11 protein-coding genes are annotated in these 18,853 nt (G+C 58.3%); 2 read left to right on the forward strand and 9 right to left on the reverse strand.

Going from position 1 to position 18,853, the window contains the following annotated elements; genetic code table 11:
- Positions 1-20: 20 nt before the first annotated feature.
- From QEH57_RS23060 to QEH57_RS23100, 9 genes are all read right to left on the reverse strand, one after another.
- Positions 21-1,772, reverse strand: coding sequence for an arylsulfatase (locus tag QEH57_RS23060; protein ID WP_309009161.1), 1,752 nt, complete (start codon positions 1,770-1,772; stop codon positions 21-23).
- An 11-nt stretch (positions 1,773-1,783) separates the two neighbouring features.
- On the reverse strand, positions 1,784-4,273 hold the full coding sequence (locus tag QEH57_RS23065; RefSeq protein WP_309009162.1) for a hypothetical protein: 2,490 nt from the start codon (positions 4,271-4,273) through the stop codon (positions 1,784-1,786).
- A 61-nt stretch (positions 4,274-4,334) separates the two neighbouring features.
- Positions 4,335-5,924, reverse strand: a complete 1,590-nt coding sequence (locus QEH57_RS23070) for an alpha-L-fucosidase (protein WP_309009163.1) — start codon at positions 5,922-5,924, stop codon at positions 4,335-4,337.
- 26 nt (positions 5,925-5,950) lie between these two features.
- Positions 5,951-7,369: an arylsulfatase gene (locus QEH57_RS23075; protein WP_309009164.1), complete on the reverse strand. Its 1,419-nt coding sequence runs from the start codon at positions 7,367-7,369 to the stop codon at positions 5,951-5,953.
- Positions 7,370-7,476: 107 nt separating this feature from the next.
- Positions 7,477-9,030 (reverse strand): arylsulfatase, encoded by a 1,554-nt coding sequence (locus QEH57_RS23080; RefSeq protein ID WP_309009165.1) that lies wholly within the window; start codon positions 9,028-9,030, stop codon positions 7,477-7,479.
- Between the two features lie 24 nt (positions 9,031-9,054).
- Positions 9,055-10,569 (reverse strand): sulfatase, encoded by a 1,515-nt coding sequence (locus tag QEH57_RS23085; protein WP_309009166.1) that lies wholly within the window; start codon positions 10,567-10,569, stop codon positions 9,055-9,057.
- An 8-nt stretch (positions 10,570-10,577) separates the two neighbouring features.
- On the reverse strand, positions 10,578-12,134 hold the full coding sequence (locus QEH57_RS23090; protein ID WP_309009167.1) for a hypothetical protein: 1,557 nt from the start codon (positions 12,132-12,134) through the stop codon (positions 10,578-10,580).
- A gap of 2 nt (positions 12,135-12,136) precedes the next feature.
- The gene (locus QEH57_RS23095; RefSeq protein WP_309009168.1) at positions 12,137-13,627 is read right to left on the reverse strand and encodes an arylsulfatase; all 1,491 of its coding nucleotides are present in this window, start codon (positions 13,625-13,627) and stop codon (positions 12,137-12,139) included.
- On the reverse strand, positions 13,624-15,192 hold the full coding sequence (locus QEH57_RS23100) for an arylsulfatase (RefSeq protein WP_309009169.1): 1,569 nt from the start codon (positions 15,190-15,192) through the stop codon (positions 13,624-13,626). Before QEH57_RS23100 ends, QEH57_RS23095 begins: the two co-directional genes overlap by 4 nt.
- Before the next feature lie 332 nt (positions 15,193-15,524).
- Here QEH57_RS23100 and QEH57_RS23105 point away from each other — a divergent pair, with 332 nt between their 5' ends.
- Complete coding sequence (locus QEH57_RS23105; RefSeq protein ID WP_309009170.1) at positions 15,525-17,543, forward strand: histidine kinase; 2,019 nt, start codon at positions 15,525-15,527, stop codon at positions 17,541-17,543.
- Positions 17,540-18,193 carry a response regulator transcription factor gene (locus tag QEH57_RS23110; RefSeq protein ID WP_309009171.1) on the forward strand — a complete coding sequence of 218 codons (654 nt, stop codon included), beginning with the start codon at positions 17,540-17,542 and terminating at the stop codon, positions 18,191-18,193. Before QEH57_RS23105 ends, QEH57_RS23110 begins: the two co-directional genes overlap by 4 nt.
- Positions 18,194-18,853: the final 660 nt, after the last annotated feature.

The following is an 18,853-nucleotide window of genomic DNA, read 5'->3' on the forward strand; positions in this document are numbered from 1 at the left end:
ATTGTCATGAATAATTTAGGCTAAAGTGCTTCCACTTCCGTAAAGTAGGCCCCGCCCGCTTCGCCATTCTCGTCGTAGAGGTAGGTCCACAGTTCCGTCGGTCCTGAGGGTAGGTTTAATTCGAATACAACTCCCTTACTGCCGGGGCTTACCGGAAGCTCCATTTCCTTGCCTGAAACCTTCACCTTCGCCCTTACCGCCACTACTGGTTTATTCGCTTCGGCTGGCCATTGCCGCAGGGTGATCCGATAGCGACCCGAGCTCTTAACATCGACCATCCAGGGGCCCGTCACTTTGGGAAGTTTCCTGATAGAACCGAAATTCCACGGCGGATTGCCGCTTTCCATACGCCAATCCTGAGAGCTTAGCGAAACCGGATTCTCCGCAGGGTTGCCGATATCGATGCGCACCGGCGTCATTCGCGGCGACACTCTTTCCCAGAACGGATAATATAAAGCGCGCAGGCTCTCCACCTGTTCCGGTCGCTCCGCAGCCAGATTGCGCTGCTGCGCGGGATCCGACTCCATGTCGAAGAGATACTCTCCGTCGGAATTCACCAAACGCCAGCGATCCTTCAATACGACCGAGTAAGCCAAAGGCCCCGGCGGCATGGCTTTACCGTAGGCGCCGCCATGATACTGGATTACATGGTGAGTCCGCTCCCAGGAGTCATCCTCTCCGTAGAGCAACGGCTTAATGGAAACGCCATCCAGATCGAACGCATCCGGTACTTGGATACCGCACAACTCCGCCAAGGTCGGAAGCACGTCGATGTGGGCAGCCAAGGTGTCCACATCCTTTCCGCCGGTCAAACCGCCCTCCGGCCAATAGATGAAGAAGGGAACTCTGTGTCCGCCCTCGAAGACCGACGACTTCTTGCCGCGCATCCCTGCATTATAGCCCACCAAAGGCTCGGAATCCAAGCCACGGAACTTCCCGCCGGCAGAGGTTCCGTTATCCGTCATAAAAATCAAGATCGTGTCGTCCGCCAGTCCCAGCACTTCCAAGCGCCCGCGCAGGATTCCCATGTTATGATCGATATTGGCGATCATCCCGTAAAAGTTAGGATTCGCTACTGCCTTATTCCCCTCGTAAGGCTTCGCCCATTCCGGCGGAACATGGTAAGGGCCGTGCGGAGCGTTCAGAGCCAAGTAGAGAAAGAAAGGCTGTTCCCGGTTTCGTTCGATGAAGCGGATTCCCTCCCGAAACCAGACATCCGTGCAGTACCCCTCGAATTTCTCGAAAGTCCCCTTCTTGTTATCAGTCGAAGCGCGTTCATAGGTATCGTCGAAATAGTCGTTGCCCCAGTAATCCGGAGCTTGGCCGACTCCGCCCGCGCGGTGCCAAAGCACCTCCTGAAAACCGCGGTCCTGCGGGCGGTGAGGAGCGTTATCGCCAAGATGCCACTTGCCGACCATCCCAGTCGCGTATCCATTTTCTGAAAACAGGTGCGCAACGGTCTTCTCGTCCGGATGCATCAGGGTCCGACCCGAGCTGGTGCGAAACGCTCCGGTATAGGCGGGATGGTTCCCGGTCATCAAGGCCGCCCGCGTAGGCGTGCAGAATGGGCTCACATGGAAATCGGTAAACCGCACCGATTCGGAGTGCAGCTTATCCAATTCAGGCGTCTTAAGAATCGGATTCCCATGACACCCCAGATCTCCGTACCCTTGGTCATCGGTCATGACCAGGATGACGTTGGGACGCGTTTTCGTCTCCGCTGATACCAGCGTCGCTGCCAGCGTTATCGCTGCGTATAGAAACAAATTCATTTTCATATTTTCTATTTTCCGGTTTCGAATTCAAAGCGATGCAACTGCTGCCCCCGCCAGACGGATGCTCGATGGTGGCCTGGATTCAATCCGTTCATCACCTTAATAAAGCTCTTCGAATCGACGTTCGCCCCGTCGACTTCCAGCACGACATCGTCGCTCTCAAAGCCGTAATTAGCCATGGGAGAGAACTTGGGCACTGCGAGAAGCAAGACTCCCCTGAGAGAATCCATGCCTGTCGCGGTCAGCTCCGCCTCCGTATCCAAAGCCTTGAACTGGGCGCCTAGCACCTTGGCATGCTTCACTTTGGTAACCGTATTGGGCTCCACATAGATCGGCAGAAGTAGCGGCGGCTCTTCCGCCAACGCCTTCAACCGCTCGGAGACCACACCGAATCCCTCCATCGGGAAATTCTTGAAGCCGACCAAAAGAGTCGGCGAATCATCGGCCACCGTAAAGTCTCCCGCACTGGGATCCATGAAGCCTGCGTTCCCGTATAGGCTATCCGCATCGTCCCCCGTTTTCGCTTGCCCAGCAACCCAGGGCTCCGCGCCTTCGCTGGAAGGATTGTGCATGAAATTCCTATTTCGCGCCCCGCCCCAAAGTCGGGGCTTAGAAGCCGAATACCCGCCTCCCCACATTATATTGGACTCGAAGACGTCCTGGGTGGGCTTGGGGTACGGCACGTTGCAAGTGTACCCTTCTCTCAGAACAATATTATTGCGTACGATCCGCTTGTAGCCTTCCCGGGTCTTCAAGCCACCGGACAAGCAAAGGTTATTATAGATTTCGTAGTTGGTCGACCCGTCGTCCAAATCGATATCCCAACCATGATCGCACTGCATGCGGTTGTGGCGCAGCGTAGTCGTTTGATAGGCGTCCCAGAACGGCGCGTACGGGGCCTCCTCGATCCAATAGCTGATCAAAGGCTTCCCGTCATCGTCCTTGTCCTTCGGCCCAGATGGACCGGCCCGGTGCCAATAGCGATCGCGGCCCCAGGAATTGAAAGCTCCATGATCGTGGGTCTCCAACACGGTCTCAAAGCAATCGTTCCACTCGATCAAATGACCACCCCAAGTGCCGTCGCAAATATTAATGGCCGCCCGCGGCGTATCGAAAATGGTATTATGCCGCACCGTAATGCGGGAAGACATCGAAATATTCACTCCGGAACTCTGCTTTTCAACCCGTCCGCAACGCGTCATGAGATTGTCTTCCACCAGACAGTCCGCCGGATACTCCTCCGTCTTCGGACCGATCTCCCGATCCACGCTTTCCAGTGGATGCGGCATCGTGAGATAACCGAAGCGCGGCGAACGCACGGCAGCGAACGAACCCACGAAATTCACGTCGCTGGCGCCGTTGTCCTTAAACAAGTTGCCGCGAATGACAGCGTTTCGGTTGTATGCATCCACAAAGACCGCATTCCCGCCTAGCTCCACGAAATCGCAATCTTCAATAAGGATATGCTCCGTCCCGCGCAAATGAACCGCACCGCCGCGATAAATCGCCCAATCGCTCTGCAGCAAAGGCTCTCGCGTATCCATAAAGGTGCGACGCGCGCCGGCGAAGCGAATTCCCTTGAACTGAATCCAGCGTACCGGCTTCGCCGTTTCCGGCGTTTCCAAAGTCAAACCGGCAATTTCGTTGCCCGGATCTAGAATCGTCATCGAAGCTACGGGCTGCTTCAGATCCCCATAAATCTCCACCAAGTGCCGCAAGCGCACGACTTCGACCACCGCCTTGGATAAGTCCGTCGAAGCTTCAGGCATATAATAAAGGGTGCCCGCATCGGCATCATGAAACCACTCCCCCGGCGCATCCAGCTCTTCGAAGATATTCTCCACCATGCGCTGGCTCGCGTGCATCCCCATTTGACGATTGTTCTGCCAACCGCCTTCATAGCGCACCTCGCCCTCGGCATCCTTCCCCGTAATCTGATAATGGTAACCGCCCCAACGGGATCGGTGCATCGCATGAATATAGCCGCCCGCAGGTTCGCTCCAATTCGCTGCCCGCTCCCTAGAAAAGGCGTCCGCAGCGTAGCCCTGATAGGCGTCCGTCTTCTTGTTGGCGTCATAGTTCGGGTAACGGGCCATGCGCTGATTCGAGCCATCGACGAACAGCTGGTCGATCTCCAGCCCCGCCGGCGTCTCCGCCTGAAAGATGCCATCCCGATACGGACGCCATTGCAATTCCAGGCGAAGCCCCCCGCTCAGGACCGCCTTGCCTCGATTCTGAGCCTTGTACACGACCGGATAGCGCGAAGAGCCGGAATCGTCCGGAGTAAAAACCAAGGTTTCCGACAAGTAGTAGGTACCATCGGCCAAATGAACCGTTACCGCTTCCTTCCCCGCATAGCTTCGCGCCTTTTGCTGGGCCGCCGCCAAGGAGGCGAGCGGCTCTCCACTTTGTCCGCTATAGGAGTCCGCCCCATCGGGACTGACGTATATATCGGCCGCCTGCCCTGTAGCCAAGACGCCGCCTAACAAAATGCCCAATAAGAGAGGTCGCGGTTTCAACATAATACAAACGATACGCTTTCTACGCCTTAGGAACTTACTAAAGCTTCCCGTCCAAATGAACCTTGCGCGTTCCCTTCAGGGCCTTCTCCGCGTCCGTTTCGATCACGGCGGGGTGGTGCTGTTCGGCATCGGTTAAGATTTCGAAGGACCAGGCATACTGGCTTTCTCCAAGTTTCGAAGGCGGCGTGATTCGCAGACCCTCGTCGGTCATCTTCCACTTCACCTTGGCCTTGGAGCCTAGCAAGCGCACGCCTTTGACCTGCTGCGGCTTCCAGCCAGCCGTTCCCTTTATCGTAAACTCAGCCTCCGGCTTCTCCAGCTTGATCGCGTAGAGCTTCTTGCCATTGGTCGTAAAGGCCAAGCGCTCGTCGAGCTGCTCGCTCTCTTTCCAATAGCGACTGCCGTAGATCGCGTCGGCATTGGTCCGGAGCCAATCGCCCATAGCCTGCAGGCGCTCCACCTGAGGTTCCGGAATCGTTCCGTCCGCCCGCGGTCCAATGTTAATCAGGAAATTTCCGTTACGGCTAATCACCTCGATCATCTCGTGGATTACGCTCTCGACCGACTTGTAGGTATCGTTCTCCAAATATCCGAACGAAGTGCCAAAGGTCGTGCAGCTCTGCCATTTCGGACCGATGACTTTCAGCTTGAGGTTGTCCTTCTCCAAGTTCCCTACTCCGTCCGGCCAGTTTCGGTTCGCGCCCTTGTTGTTGACATAAACCGCGGCGCCGCGAGCTGCCCCGTCGTTCATGAAGTCGGTAATCATCTGGCGCACCTGGTCGTCGAAGTACTTTACCTCCGGCTTCGCGATACCCGCCCGAACATTGTTGCCATCCCGAGTGTAGAGCGGGAAGTCGTCCATCCACAGAAAATCGGGTTTATACTTTTCTTGGATCTCCTTCCAACGGGCAACGTAGTCGTCGACGAATTCCTTAGTCGTTCCAAAGGGTCCGTACAACGAAGCCGCCTCCGGGACGCGCTTGATTTCCTCTACGATATCGTCAAGCGGCTCGGCATTCACCACGTAGAGCTTCTTGGCGAAAAAGCTTTGGTGACGCTCCCGGTGATAAGAGGGAGCGAACTTGAGGCCTTCCCTCTTCAGAGCCTCCCCGAGATCGCCGACCAGATCGCGCTTAGGCCCCTTGTCCACCGCGTTCCACGGCGTCAGGTCCGAATCCCAATTGGCCCAGCCATCATGGTGCTCGGCCGTCATCACGACATAGTGAGCCCCAACCTCCTTGAACAGCTTTGCCCAGCCCTCCGGGTCCCATTTCTCCGCCTTGAATTCCGGAATGATATCCTTGTATCCAAATTCCGGAGGCGTGGCGCCCCAGCGTTCCTGCATATAGGGATAATAATGCTTCGGGTCGCGATAGATCATCTTTGGAACGTGCTCCGCATAACCGCGCCCGCCCTTGCGATAGCCGATCGCGCTGTAAGGTCCCCAGTGAATGAAGATGCCGATTTTCCCGTCGTCGAACCAAGCCGGCACCGGCATCCGCTGCAAGGATTCCCAGCTTCCATCGTAAGGCGCCTTCGCATCGCTCGTTTCCGCGCCCAGCGCCGCCTGACCAAGCATCAGGGAAGCGCACAGGAACGACTTAAAACCATTTGTATCAACTCGCATATATCTAATTGTTTTTGAAATGCCGCTTATCGCCTTTCGGGAGCGCAGCGCTCCCCGTCCTTGTATCGCTGCAGAAGAGCCCGCATGGCCGAGGCTTTTTCCGGATACTTCGCATAAAGATTCTCAGACTGGCGTGGATCTTCCTGCAGATTGAAAAGCAGCCCGGGCGCGTCTTCTGGATAGGTCGTCAGGCCAAAGCGCTCGAGGTAGGCTTCCGGCTCTTTCTGGCTGGCGCCCGAATGATGGTCGACCAGCACCCAATCCCCCTGTCGCAAGGCATAACTTCCCGGATTCGTATTCTGCACCGTAGCCGTTCGTAGCGGACTCGAATAATCCGCACCCTTCAGAACGGGCAAAAGATTGTAGCTATCAATCGCAACGTCATTGCTCAGTGGATACTCGATAATCTCCGCAAACGTCGCTGCCAGGTCCACTTGGCTCACCACCTCGTTCGAACGCGATCCGGCTGCAATCCGCCCTGGCCAACTGACGATAAAGGGCACGCGGTGCCCGCCCTCGTACAGATCGCGCTTCAATCCCCTAAACTCCCCCGAGCTCCATTGGTCGAATTCCTCCAAGCGCTGGAAGGCGTGCTTCTCAGCTCCATTATCCGCCGTAAAGATCACGATGGTATTCTCCGCCAAGCCCTTTCTCTCCAAGGCCGCCAACACCTTCCCTACCATGGCGTCGGTTTCGACGACGAAGTCGCCGTAGTAGCCGGCCTCCGACGTTCCGTGAAATTCCTCGTTCGGCACGATCGGGTAATGCGGCGAATTGAACGCGAGATAGGCGAAGAAGGGCGTTTCTCCATCTTGCTGCTCGATCCATTCGACGGTCTTCTCCGTTATCGTCGGCAAGATGTCGTACGGATTCCAGCCCTCCGCCATGGGCCCCGGCCGAAATCCACCTCCACCGGCGAGCGGCTTCGACTTGATTACTGGCTTGCTCGGGATCGTGAGAAAACGATCCCCCTCGATCCAGCAGTACGGCGGGAAGTTGATCGTTCCATCTCCGAAGTAGTGGTCGAAGCCTTGATCCAAGGGCCCGCCGCGAAAGGACTTGGACCAGTCGTAGGATTCCGCCTTCACGATATCTGCTTTCTTCACACCGGGCTTGCGGATGGAATCCCAATCCCAGCCGAGATGCCACTTGCCGAAGGCCCCGGTATTGTAGCCTTGCTCCTTGAACATACGGGCAATCGTGAACTCGCCCGGCTTGAAAACCGATTCCCCGAAGGCTTTGACGATGTCATGAAAGCGCCTCCAATGGTGCTGTCCGGTAAGCATCGCATAACGGCTCGGCGTGCAGATACCGGAGGAGCTATGCCCATCGGAAAAGGTCATGCCTTGGCTTGCCAGACGATCAATATGCGGCGTCTGGATCTTCGCCGCGGGATCGCCATAGGATACATCCGCAACTCCCATGTCGTCGGCATAAAGGATCACGACGTTTGGCCGGTCCGGTACCTTCGCCTGAGCGAATGATAGAGATCCTGCGAGCGCTGCAACAGCGCACAATGTTAGTTTCATACTCATAAAATATCTCCTCATTTTCACTTCCTAGCTTTCCTTTTCACCCACCCCGTCGGACCGCCGGTATAGGACTCCTCCCACTTTAGATCAGGGGCCCGCCAATCGGGAATGCCGGAGCTGCTCTCCTGAGCGTAGTAATCAACGTGGAACGGTTTCTCCTCCGCCAACGGCGCATTCTCGTTGATCATCAGCGGACGCGATTCATCCCAGAATCTCTCGTACGCCTGCTTCATCTCCGACACGACCTCCGGAAACTGAGCCGTCGCATCAACGTTCTGCTCAGGATCGTTCTCCATGTCGTAGAGCACGCCTTCGACGAGTCTGAAACGCTGATTGCGTACCGAGTACCTCTTCCACTTCCAATTGTCAGGATTGTCCCCATGATTCCAACGGGTAACATGCTGGAATAGATAGCGATCCTCCCAAGCCGGATTATTCTCCAGCATCAAGGGCTTAAGGCTTCTGCCTTCGAATGCCTGCGTCGTCGGAAGTTCCGCTCCAGCAAGGTCCGCCAAGGTCGGCAGAATATCCAGATAGCTGACCACCGTATCCACAGTTCGCCCTTCTTTGATCACGCCATCCCAACGCACGAAGAAAGGCACGCGCACGCCGCCTTCGTCGACACTGCTTTTCAGGCCTTTCATTCCCGCGTTGTAGGACATCATCAGATTGCCTTCACTATCTTTGCCGAGCTCCACCGGGGGACGTTCGCCACCCTTCTTCAATCCACTGCCGCCACTTGTCATCCCGTTGTCAGAGGTGAAGATGACGATCGTATTCTCCAACAAGCCCCACGCTTCCAGTTGCTCAAACATCTGTCCCATGCAATCGTCGACATGCTCGATCATCCCATAGAAACCGGCAGTCCCTTTTGATAACCCCAGATCCTCGAAGCGCTTCTGATACTCCGGCGGAGCGATAAAGGGAGCATGCGGCGCAGTGGTGGACAAATAGGCGAAGAACGGCTGGCCAGAATCCTTGACCGACTCGATCCAGCCCAAAGTCGCCTTGAACTTAACGTCCGTGCAAAAGCCCTTCGTCTTCACAAAGGTGCCATTGTGCTTGAACACCGGATCGAAGTAAGTGTTGCCAGGCACGTCCGCGCACGACCCCGGATACGCTTGCCCGATACCGCCGGCACCATGGATGAACACTTCGTCGAATCCGCGATTTTCAGGCTGGTAAGCCTCCTCATCGCCCAGATGCCATTTCCCAAAGTAGCCAGACGTGTAACCGGCAGACTTCAATACCTCCGGTATAGTCGTCGCCTTCAGATCGAGTCGTTCGCGTTCATAAATGGTATGGGTAACCCCGTTTCGAATCGAGTGAACTCCCGTCATAATGCCCGCCCGACTCGGAGCGCAGGTCGAGCCCATCATAAAACGGTCAAACCGAACGGACTGCGCGTGCATCTTGTCCAACTCTGGCGTCCGAACCCAAGGGTGGCCATGCGCCCCAACCGGGGCATAGCCCTGATCATCGGTCATGATAAAGATGATATTAGGCTTCGACGCCGCATTCAGAGCAACACCTAGCAGGCCGAGGACCACGACCAAAATCTGCTTAAGCTTCATAAGGCTTCTTGATAAGATTATCGTTCACTCAATAGCCGCAGCATGGAGGGCGGCCGTCTTCTCGCGCAGCTCCGACAGGAGCGACGCGTATTCAGGATTGGATACAAGATTGTTCTGCTCGTGCGGGTCCTTCTCCAGGTCGTAGAGTTCTTCGATCACCGGATCGTGCTCGAAGTAACTGAAATACTTGTAGCGCTCCGTACGCAGCCCACGGCTGCGATAGGAACGGTTGTCCGCGATAAGTTCGTCGTTGAGCCCCGGAATATCGGGGTGCTTGGTCACGCTGGCCCGATGCAGCTCCTGAATGAAGAAGTTTTCCATCAGCACCGCGTCGCGCCACTGCGCTAAATTCTGGGTGCCAGCCAACAAGCCCGACAGATCCCGTCCCTTCATGACCTCCGGCGCTTCGAGCCCTGCAAGGGCCAGGATGCTTGGAGCAATGTCCACGGACGAAACCATGGCGTCGATGCGGCGACCGCGAAGTTCTTTAGCGGCCCTGCCGTCGAAGACGACCAGCGGCTGCTTCATCGCTTCCTCGTAAAGGATCGCCTTGTCGTAAAGCCCCTGCGAACCGTGGAAACGTCCATTGTCGCTGGTATAGATCACGATCGTATTATCCAGGACCCCCATCTCCTCCAGCTTCGACATCAAACGTCCGACCTGCTGGTCCACCGTGTAAGCCTGCGTCGCAAACCGGCGAGCCAGCTTTTGGTAGAGCTCGGGCGTCGAGGTGCGGGCCACATGCAGGTAGGTGCCGCGGCAGTGGTCCAGGACCTCCGGCAAACGAGCGCTCTTGCCTTCCACCCAGTTTTCGGGAACCCACATCTCCTTGTCCTCAAACAGCTCCACGTGAGGGCCATACATATCGCTGTCGCGATCGTTCTTCACCGCATCGAAACTAACGGACAGGCAAAACGGCTCGTCCACCGGCTGAGTATTCAAAAAGTGGATCATGGCATCACCCTTGATCAAGGTACGCTCCTTGGGATCACGGTCCTTGCGGTAGATGTAGTTCAAGGCCTCGTCGTCCGCCGGAAAATGCGGCCCCTTCTTGCTGGTGGTTGATATCCCCGCGTAAAGGTCGAAGTGTTCCGCCACCGTGCTCGGAAGATCCTCGAGTCGCACGCCAAACTTTCCGATAAATCCGGTCCGATATCCAGCATCCTTAAGCAGCGCCGGATAGCTCTGGGCGAACTCCTCTTTCGGCAGCGTTCGATTGTGCGGATACGTAAAACCCACCTGATGGTCCGAAAAGTTGCGTCCCGTAAATACGGTGGCGCGGCTGGGCATGCAGATCGCTACCGCGTAAAAAGCATTGTCGAAAACCACCCCTTCGTCGGCAAGCCGATCGATATGCGGCGTCACCACATCCGTGCGACCGTAACAACCGAGCGTATCCCAACGCTGGTCGTCGGTCATCAGAAATACGATATTCGGACGCGGCGCCGGCTCCGCCCCCTCCTCCGCCACGATCGCGGCAGAGAAGGCCATAGAGAGGAACGCCAGCAGGGCGCTGCGCTTGAAGCGATTGCGAATCATAGCTTCAGCTAGTCCTGGAACTGCAGCTCAAGCCTATCCAATATCGGCTTGGACTTGTTTTCCGTCGTATCCGTCAGACGGATTTCAAACTGGAATCCGTAACCCGCCGGCAAGGAGCTCAAGTCGAGTTGGGCCGGCGTTTTCGCCACCTGCTTCGCGAAGCCGGGAATGTGGTCGTAGCTCTCTTTCACGCGTTGCCAACTCGTCCATTCATCAACCTTCCCGTCCTTGTCCGTATCCACTCCCACGCGCGCGTCCACGCCGTCCACCCAAGGACCGGGGCTCACGTAGTCGGTCTTCATTTGCGTCGCCAAGTAGAATTGGCCCTCGGCAAACATGATATCCGGATCCGGATGGCCGCTGCCGATATTTCCACAGAACGCAAAAGGCTCGTTGATACTTGATGAAGTGAACCAGGCGACGCTCATGCTCTCACGCCCATGGCCCCCTGCGGGATCGAAGTCTCCAAAAATGTAATACTGTCCGCCGATCGCGATCGAAGCCCAGTCTCCGTAGGCGTTTTGCTCGGGCTCGTGGATTTCGTAGGTTCCGAACGCCCGGGTCTGCCCCGCTTTGATACGGTGCTGCGGCACATCCACCGGTGCCGTCTTTCCCGGATAATTCTCAGGATCGTCCGCATGCCAATGCGGGTGCGGGTATTCCGCGAACTTGCCGGTTGGCTTCGTGCGCTCGTCGACTGCCGGCTTTAGGATTTTGAAATTCCCCTTCCCGTCCGGGCTGACCGCGTGCCCGGCAAGCGGCGAATCCCAAGCGTGCGTGCTCGCATCGATCGGACTCCAGTCTTCGTAGATAACGTGGAAGTTCCCCTCGAGATCGCGAATGAAGGCGCAGTCGGATCCATGCGACGGGTCCTTGAACGCCATCCCCATATCCTGCCCGAGTTCGCCATCCATAAGGTCCTCATCAATTATGAGGTGCGGATCCTGGTCATTGGGAAAATCGTAATAAAAATAGGCCTTACCGTCGACGTATTCCGCGGTCGTCATCCATTTGCCCTTGGTATTCGTGATGGAGCCATGGTGTACCCAATTGACCATGTCGCGGCTCTGCCAGGCATGGTAGCCGCCCGCGCTTTTCTTCAATCCGCCCGGAGCGTCGTAAACATTTGGATACGGGGTCGTCTTCAAGGGAACATCGAAACCTTCCAAGCTGGCGGACTCCGCCTCGAAGCCCTTGTTCTTCTTGGCCCCATAGCGGCCAAACATCCAGTAGTTGCCGGGGCCCATGCTCAAAAACACCGGAGCATCCCCCAGATTCTCGGGACCGATATTCGCGACCGGGTTCCAGTTTTCCCATACGGGCGATTGGCTAAGCGTGAGGGACTCGGCCTGACGCTTCTTGCCAAAGCGCTTCACCTTGCTCCTCAAAACGGCCGACTTTCCGCTTGCCGACACCATGCCATCGGCAATCTCCAAGCCGTCTTTGCTAGACAGCTGCTTGCTCCAGTCCTTTTGCGTATCCAAAGACCACGACTCCGTCGCGGCGCTGAGTTCAAGACTTCCCAACAGCAATACTGCGGTTCCAAATGCGAGTGTTCGTTTCATGACTAGTTCTTTCCGCTTTTCCAAAGTTCTATTTCCTCAATATCGTTTTTCGCTGGAGGCCCCTCGGTGCTCCGCCCCTGCCAGACGTCCGCTTCCAGCTGCTTAAGAAGCCGGTCCACCACCTCCGGATGCGACGCGTACAGGTTCTTCGTTTCGCCAGGGTCCTTTTCTAGATCGTAGAGCTGCGCCACAGGGCTGCCATCGGCCAATGCCTCCTTTTCCTGCGGAGCCGTCCAGCCTCCGGATCCTCTGGCCAAGAGAAGCTTCCACTTGCCCAGGCGATAGGCGAAGTGACCCGTGAACGAGTGATGGATCACGCCCTCGCGAGTGGATTCGATCTTCTTGCCCTTAAGAGCCGGGACGAAGCTCACGCTGTCCTCGGCGCTTCCATCCGGCACCTCCGTATCCAGAATTTCAGCGCAGGTTGCCATCAGATCGGTCAGGCAGATCAGCTGATCCGATTGGGATCCGGCACGGACCTGCCCGGGCCAGCGAACCACGAAAGGAACCCGGTGTCCGCCATCCCAAAGGTCCGCCTTCGAGCCCCGCAGGTGGGCGCTCGGGAAGTACCCTTGCTCCTGCAGCTCGGTTATGTTGGCCGCCTTCGACGTCCCATTATCGCTACTGAAAATCACGAGCGTATTTTCGGCGAACCCATTGCGGTCGAGCGCCTCGAGGATCTGCCTAAAGCCATCATCGGTTTGCATCACGAAATCGCCATGGCCGTTGAGGCCGCTTTTGTCCTGCCACTCCTTCGTGGGAACGATGGGATTGTGCGGCGACCCATAGGGCACATAAAGGAAGAACGGCTGATCCTTGTCCGCCTGGGCCCGCCCATCGATATACTCAACCGCCTTGCGGGTCAGCCGCGGCAGCATGTGGATTTCATCTTCGTGGGCGATGACCGTATCGTTCTCGATCACGCCCTTCATGTCACCCGCATGGTGAAAGCCATGGAAATAATCGAAGCCGCGGGTCAAGGGTCCGTCTGGGATCTTGCTGCCCACCGGCGCCAGAGCCTTCCTTCCCTCCCGCTCCAGCACCTCGCCAGTGACAGGATCCGCGTATTGGAAATTCAGATGCCACTTTCCGACGATTGCAGTATGGTAGCCGTGATCCTTCAAAAAGCTAGCCACCGTCGGACGGTCTGCGGCGATCAGGTTAGGCTTAAAGCCTTGGACCACCCCGCGCTGCAAACGGGTCCGCCAACTGTAACGCCCGGTCAGCAAGCCGTAACGCGTCGGGGTGCAAACCGAAGAGCCGGAGTGGGCATCGGTAAAGATCATCCCCTCCCTGGCGAGTCGATCCACCCCAGGGGTCGGGATCTTTCCGCGCTCCGGGTTGAGGCATTGCACGTCGCCGTATCCCAGGTCGTCGCAAAGCACGAATACGACATTTGGCTTGTCCGACGCATGCAGCGAAGCGCCGCACAGCAGCCCGGCAACAAGCCATTTTATTGTTTTATTCAGATAGCCCATTTTTCTAGATCTCATTCCTTTCCGCTTTTCCAAAGCGCAATTTCGTCCACGTCGTTGCGACCAGCCGGTCCGGCCGTGCTGCGCCCGCGACTTACGTCCGCCTCCAACTGGGCCAGCAGACGTTCCGCGACCTCAGGATGGGTCGCGTACAGATTCGTCGTTTCTCCAGGATCCTTGGCGAGGTCGTACAGCTGGGCGACAGGAGCGCCCACCTCGGCAGCCGCCTTTTCGTTTGGCGCCGTCCAACCTCCGGACCCCTTCGCCAGCAATAGCTTCCAGTTCCCCTGGCGATAGGCGAAGTGTCCGCTCACGCTGTGGTGAACGATGCCCTTCCTCGAATGGACCACCGGCTTCCCTATAAACGCTGGCAAAATGCTCTCGCTGTCCTCCCCCGCATCGGGAGGCAATTCCTTCCCCAGCAGATCGGCAAGGGTCGCCATCAGGTCCGTCTGGCAAGTGAGCACGTCCGAAACGCTGCCGGCCTCGATCGCCTTGGGCCACTTCACGAGGAAGGGAACGCGGTGCCCGCCCTCCCAAAGGTCCGCCTTGGAACCGCGATACTGGGCGCTGGCGAAATGCCCGTGACTCTCCAAAACGTCGAACTTGGCAGCCCTCGAACAGCCGTTGTCGCTAGTGACGATCACGATCGTGTTTTCCGAAAGCCCGCTCTCGTCCAAGGCCTTCACCACCTGCCCGACAAAGTCGTCGGTCTGCATCACGAAGTCTCCGTAGTCGGAAATCCCGCTTTTGCCCTTCCACTTGTCCGTCGGCACGATGGGCGTATGGGGCGACGGCAACGGGATGTAGGCGAAAAAGGGCTTATCGCTCTGGTACGTCTTGATGAACGACACGGATTCCGCAGCCAGCTTGTCCAAAACCTCCACCGCTTCGAAGTCCTCGCTGGCCGGTCCCGGGCGACGAAAGGCCTTCACGTGCGTGCCCTCGGCGATCCAGTTCCGGTCGCGAATCCAGACGTAAGGCGGAAAATCCAAGGAAGCGGTGATCCCAAACCAGGAATCGAAACCGAGATCGACCGGCCCGCCCTCGATGGTCCCCTTCCAATCGATATTGGAAAGCGCCTCCGTCGGGTGCGCCACCTTCCGCTCGATCTTCCTGATGTTAGCAGCTGGCTTGGCCGGCTTCCCGTCAATGGTCTGGATGCCGAGGCCGAGGTGCCACTTCCCGATCATCGCCGTCGTGTATCCATTTTTCTGTAGGAAGCTCGGCACCGTCATGCGATCCGTAGGGATCAAAGGCTGACCGTATCCATCGAGCACATGCCGCTGCAGCTTGGTTCTCCAATTGTAACGCCCCGTCAGAATGCCGTAGCGCGTAGGCGTGCAAACGGACGAAGTCGTGTGCGCGTCCGTAAACGTCATCCCCTCGGCCGCGAGCCGATCCATATGCGGCGTGGCGATCTTGCCCCGCTCCGGATTCAGGCACTGCACGTCGCCGTAGCCAAGGTCGTCAGCGAGGATATAGACGACATTCGGCCTCGCCTCCTTTTGCGCGGCCACTTGCAAGGTAGCGACCGCCACAAGGCCGATCGCCAACAGTTTCTTAACGTTCGATTTCTTCATCTACAAGGGACTCTCTCAGATTCAGGTAAGCGCTCCGGGGTGAACTTCGAGCCCCGCCGCCCTGCCGCGAAGGCGACAGACGCCATGCCATCACGCACAAAGAGCAGCGCTGGGCCAAGCGCCGTTAAAGGCTTTACCTTCGGGTTCGGTTTCATTTCGGGGGGCAACAAAGCAACTCGCATTGCTAGGGATCGTTCCCATCATCCCACAATCGAACACAACTCACAACCCCCACATTGTAGGGGGTGGATAAAACGCCCACAAAAATGCATAATCAGAGCCAACGGCCCGGCCCCCCATAAAGAGAGCCCTCCTGAAAATAGATTCCCTCTGTGCGACTTCCCCACTTCCATTTCGTTCTCCTGCTAGCAGCATCCCTCCTCGCCAGCCTTCCGAGCCGGGCCGCCGCAGACGCGGACTCCCTCGCTGCCCTTTCCCTCTCCCAGCTGGAAGAGCGACTCATCCACATCGACGCCGAACTCGAGCAGCTCGCCCGCTACAGCCTGCGAGGCGGAACCGGGGCCGCCGGCTACCGCTCCCACAAGTACCTCCAGCCAGAGGCGCAGGAGTCGATCCGCATCGAGCTCGGCGAAACCAAGCGGATCGACCAGGTCATCCTCGTCCCCTCCCTCTGGCGAGATTCCCAAGCGGGCATCCGCTCCGAAGGATTTCCCAGCGCCTTCACCGTGGTCGCCGGCATCGGAAACGCCGAGCGCCCCCTCGCCGCCTTCACCGAAAACGATCCCCTGCTTCCCCGCATCGCCCCCCTCAGCATCTCCTTCCCAGCCGTAGAGGCATCGTGGGTACGCATCGACGTCTCCCAGTACACGCCCGACATCGGCGACACCAACTACAGCCTCCAGCTCTCCGAAATTCTCGTCTTCAGCGGAGAGGAGAACCTCGCCTTGCACAAAGAGGTAGCCATCGAAAACTCGGGCTCCCGCCGGGCCCGCGAATCCGCCGCCTTCCTCACCGACGGCTTCACCCCCTACCTCATGGACGCCGCATACGGCGATCGCAGCCAGACCCAACTCGTATTCGTCAACGACCGGCTCGATACGCCCCCCGCCCTCACGCTCGACCTGCAAGACGCCTACCCCATCAACCAAATCAACCTCCACACCGCCTTCACCGCCCTCTCCATTCCCATGAGCTACCTCAATAGCTGGGGAGTCCCGCGGCACATTCGACTCACCGGGGCCACCAAAGCAGACTTCTCCGACGAAACCCTGCTCTTCGAGCACGAACAGCATTCCATCGAGGATACCGGCCCCATCATCATGCAGCGTTTCCCCGAAACGCTCGCTCGCTACATCCGCATCACCCTCCTCGACCACCGCCCCATCGTCCCGCCGGGAACCGAGCGCCCCAGCATCGCCTTCACCGAAATCGAAGTCCTGTCCGCCGGCCGCAACATCGCCGTCGGAGCCCCCATCTCGGCCACCGCGAACCTCACCCAAAACCCCATCACCTTCCATCGCATGACCGACGGGCTCAACTACTTCGGCACGGTCCTCCCCATACGCGACTGGCTAAACCAACTGGCCCGCCGCCACGACCTCGAGGCGGAACGCCCCCTCGTGCTCGCCCAACTCAACCAGCGCTACCAACGCCAAAAAACCCTCCTGCAACTCCTGGCCTGGACCGTCGCCCTCCTATCCGTCGGCACCGTGGTCGCCATCCTCGTCGGCATCGTCCTCCGGCAACGCGCCGTCATCCGCACCCGCCAACACATCGCCGCCGACCTCCACGACGAGCTGGGAGCCGACCTGCACGCCATCGGCCTCTTCGCCGACCTCGCCAAGCAAGAAGTCGCCAAATCCGGAAGCGACAGCAAATGGCGCAAGCTCGTCCGCTTCGTCGAAGAGATGCGCTCCCTCACCGAGCAAGCCGGCAAAACCGCCCGCTACACCACCCACATGCTCGAATCGAAAGAGCTCTACGAAAACCTACCCGCCGAAATGAAGCGAACCGCCGAGCGGCTCCTGACCGACCTCAAACACGAAGCCACCTTCGAAAACGAAGCCACCCTGCTCGCCCTCAGCCGACGCAAGCGCATCAGCCTCTTCCTTTTCTACAAGGAATGCCTCGTCAACATCATCCGCCACTCCGGCGCCACCCGGGCCGAAACCCAACTCTCCGCCACTCCCAAGGAAATCCAGCTCAGCGTCTACGACAACGGACTCGGCCTCAGCCAAAAAAGCTCCCTCGCTCCGCCCCCCTCCCTCGCCCGCCGCGCCCGCTTGCTCAAAGCGAAACTCTCCGTAGAAAGCCCGCCCGTAGGCGGCACCCGAATCAAGCTCACGCTCAAAACCCGCCCCTGGCCCTTCCAAAAACCGAATACGAAATGAACCAGAAGCTACGCGTCATGCTCATCGAAGACAGCCCCGCCTACCGCAAGGGCATCGCCTACGCCCTCGAAGAGCGCGAGGACATGGAGCTCGCCAGCGAGTTCGGCACCGCGGAGATCGCCCTCCGCTCCTTGGACGAAAAACTTCCCGACCTCATCCTGCTCGACCTGAACCTCCCCGGCATCTCCGGCCTCGACGCCATCCCCCTCATCAAAACCAAAGCCCCGGACGCCGACATCATCGTCCTTACCCAATCCGACAAGGAAGCCGACGTCCTGCTCGCCATCGAACGCGGCGCCGCCGGCTACCTGCTCAAAGCCTCCTCCATCGAGCAACTCATGCACGGCATCCTGCACGTGCGCGAAGGCGGCGCTACCCTCGACCCCAACCTCGCCCGCTTCATCCTCGACACCCTCCAGCAAAAGCTCGCCAAACCCGAGACCCAGACCAAAAGCCTCTCGAAACGAGAGCTAGAGATCCTCACCCTCATCGCGAACGGCCTCGCCCAAAAGCAAATCGCCGCCCAGCTGGAAATCAGCATCTACACCGTCAGCGAGCACATCCAGAACATCTACGAAAAGCTCAACGTCCCCAACGCCCCCTCCGCCATCCACAAAGCCCACCGCCTCGGACTCTTCTCGCAAGACTGACCCCAAATCCCCCGCGCCTACCGCAACCGCGCCAACGGCAAGCAAAAGCCGAGCTCGACGAAAAGTGGAGCTACGTGCTGATAAACTAAGTCTGGCCCGGCCTTTGCCGAACCCCCGAAGATTGTAAATTCAAAAGGTAGGGCGAGACCGCCGGGCTCGCCGCAAAGCCCATCCTCCCCTTCCTTGACCCACCACGGTAGGGCGAGACCGCCGGGCACGCCGCAAAGCCCAAACTCCCCCTCTTCGCCCCCCACGGTAGGTCGAGACCGCCGGGCTCGCCGCAAAGCCCATCCTCCCCTTCCTTGCCCCCCACGGTAGGACGAGACCGCCGGGCACGCCACAAAGCCCAAACTCCCCTTCTTCGCCCCACCACGGTAGGGCGAGACCGCCGGGCTCGCCGCAAGGCCCATCCTCGCAAAGCCCAAACTCCCCCCTTCGACCCGCCACGGTAGGGCCGTCGCATGCGACGAGCCGCAGCGCAAGCTCCTACCAATCCCCCCATTCACCCAAACGCTACCTTGCTCATCGGAGCGATGCCCACCTACCACCAGCCCTGAAAACCAACCCGACGAAGCCCCTTCGCCATAACGAAGGCGTCCCTCCTCGTAGGGCCGTCGCTTGCGACGCGCCGCAGTGCAAGATCCAACCAATTCACCACTC

The sequence above is a fragment of the Pelagicoccus sp. SDUM812005 genome (assembly GCF_031127875.1).
In the GTDB taxonomy this organism is placed as follows: domain Bacteria; phylum Verrucomicrobiota; class Verrucomicrobiia; order Opitutales; family Opitutaceae; genus Pelagicoccus.

What these genes read in the sequence shown, in the direction of transcription:
- QEH57_RS23060 (WP_309009161.1), bottom strand. Translation starts at nt 1,772, where the DNA reads ATGAATTTGTTTCTATACGCAGCGATAACGCTGGCAGCGACGCTGGTA.
- QEH57_RS23070 (WP_309009163.1), bottom strand. Translation starts at nt 5,924, where the DNA reads ATGCGAGTTGATACAAATGGTTTTAAGTCGTTCCTGTGCGCTTCCCTG.
- QEH57_RS23080 (WP_309009165.1), bottom strand. Translation starts at nt 9,030, where the DNA reads ATGAAGCTTAAGCAGATTTTGGTCGTGGTCCTCGGCCTGCTAGGTGTT.
- QEH57_RS23085 (WP_309009166.1), bottom strand. Translation starts at nt 10,569, where the DNA reads ATGATTCGCAATCGCTTCAAGCGCAGCGCCCTGCTGGCGTTCCTCTCT.
- QEH57_RS23090 (WP_309009167.1), bottom strand. Translation starts at nt 12,134, where the DNA reads ATGAAACGAACACTCGCATTTGGAACCGCAGTATTGCTGTTGGGAAGT.
- QEH57_RS23095 (WP_309009168.1), bottom strand. Translation starts at nt 13,627, where the DNA reads ATGAGATCTAGAAAAATGGGCTATCTGAATAAAACAATAAAATGGCTT.
- QEH57_RS23100 (WP_309009169.1), bottom strand. Translation starts at nt 15,192, where the DNA reads ATGAAGAAATCGAACGTTAAGAAACTGTTGGCGATCGGCCTTGTGGCG.
- QEH57_RS23110 (WP_309009171.1), top strand. Translation starts at nt 17,540, where the DNA reads ATGAACCAGAAGCTACGCGTCATGCTCATCGAAGACAGCCCCGCCTAC.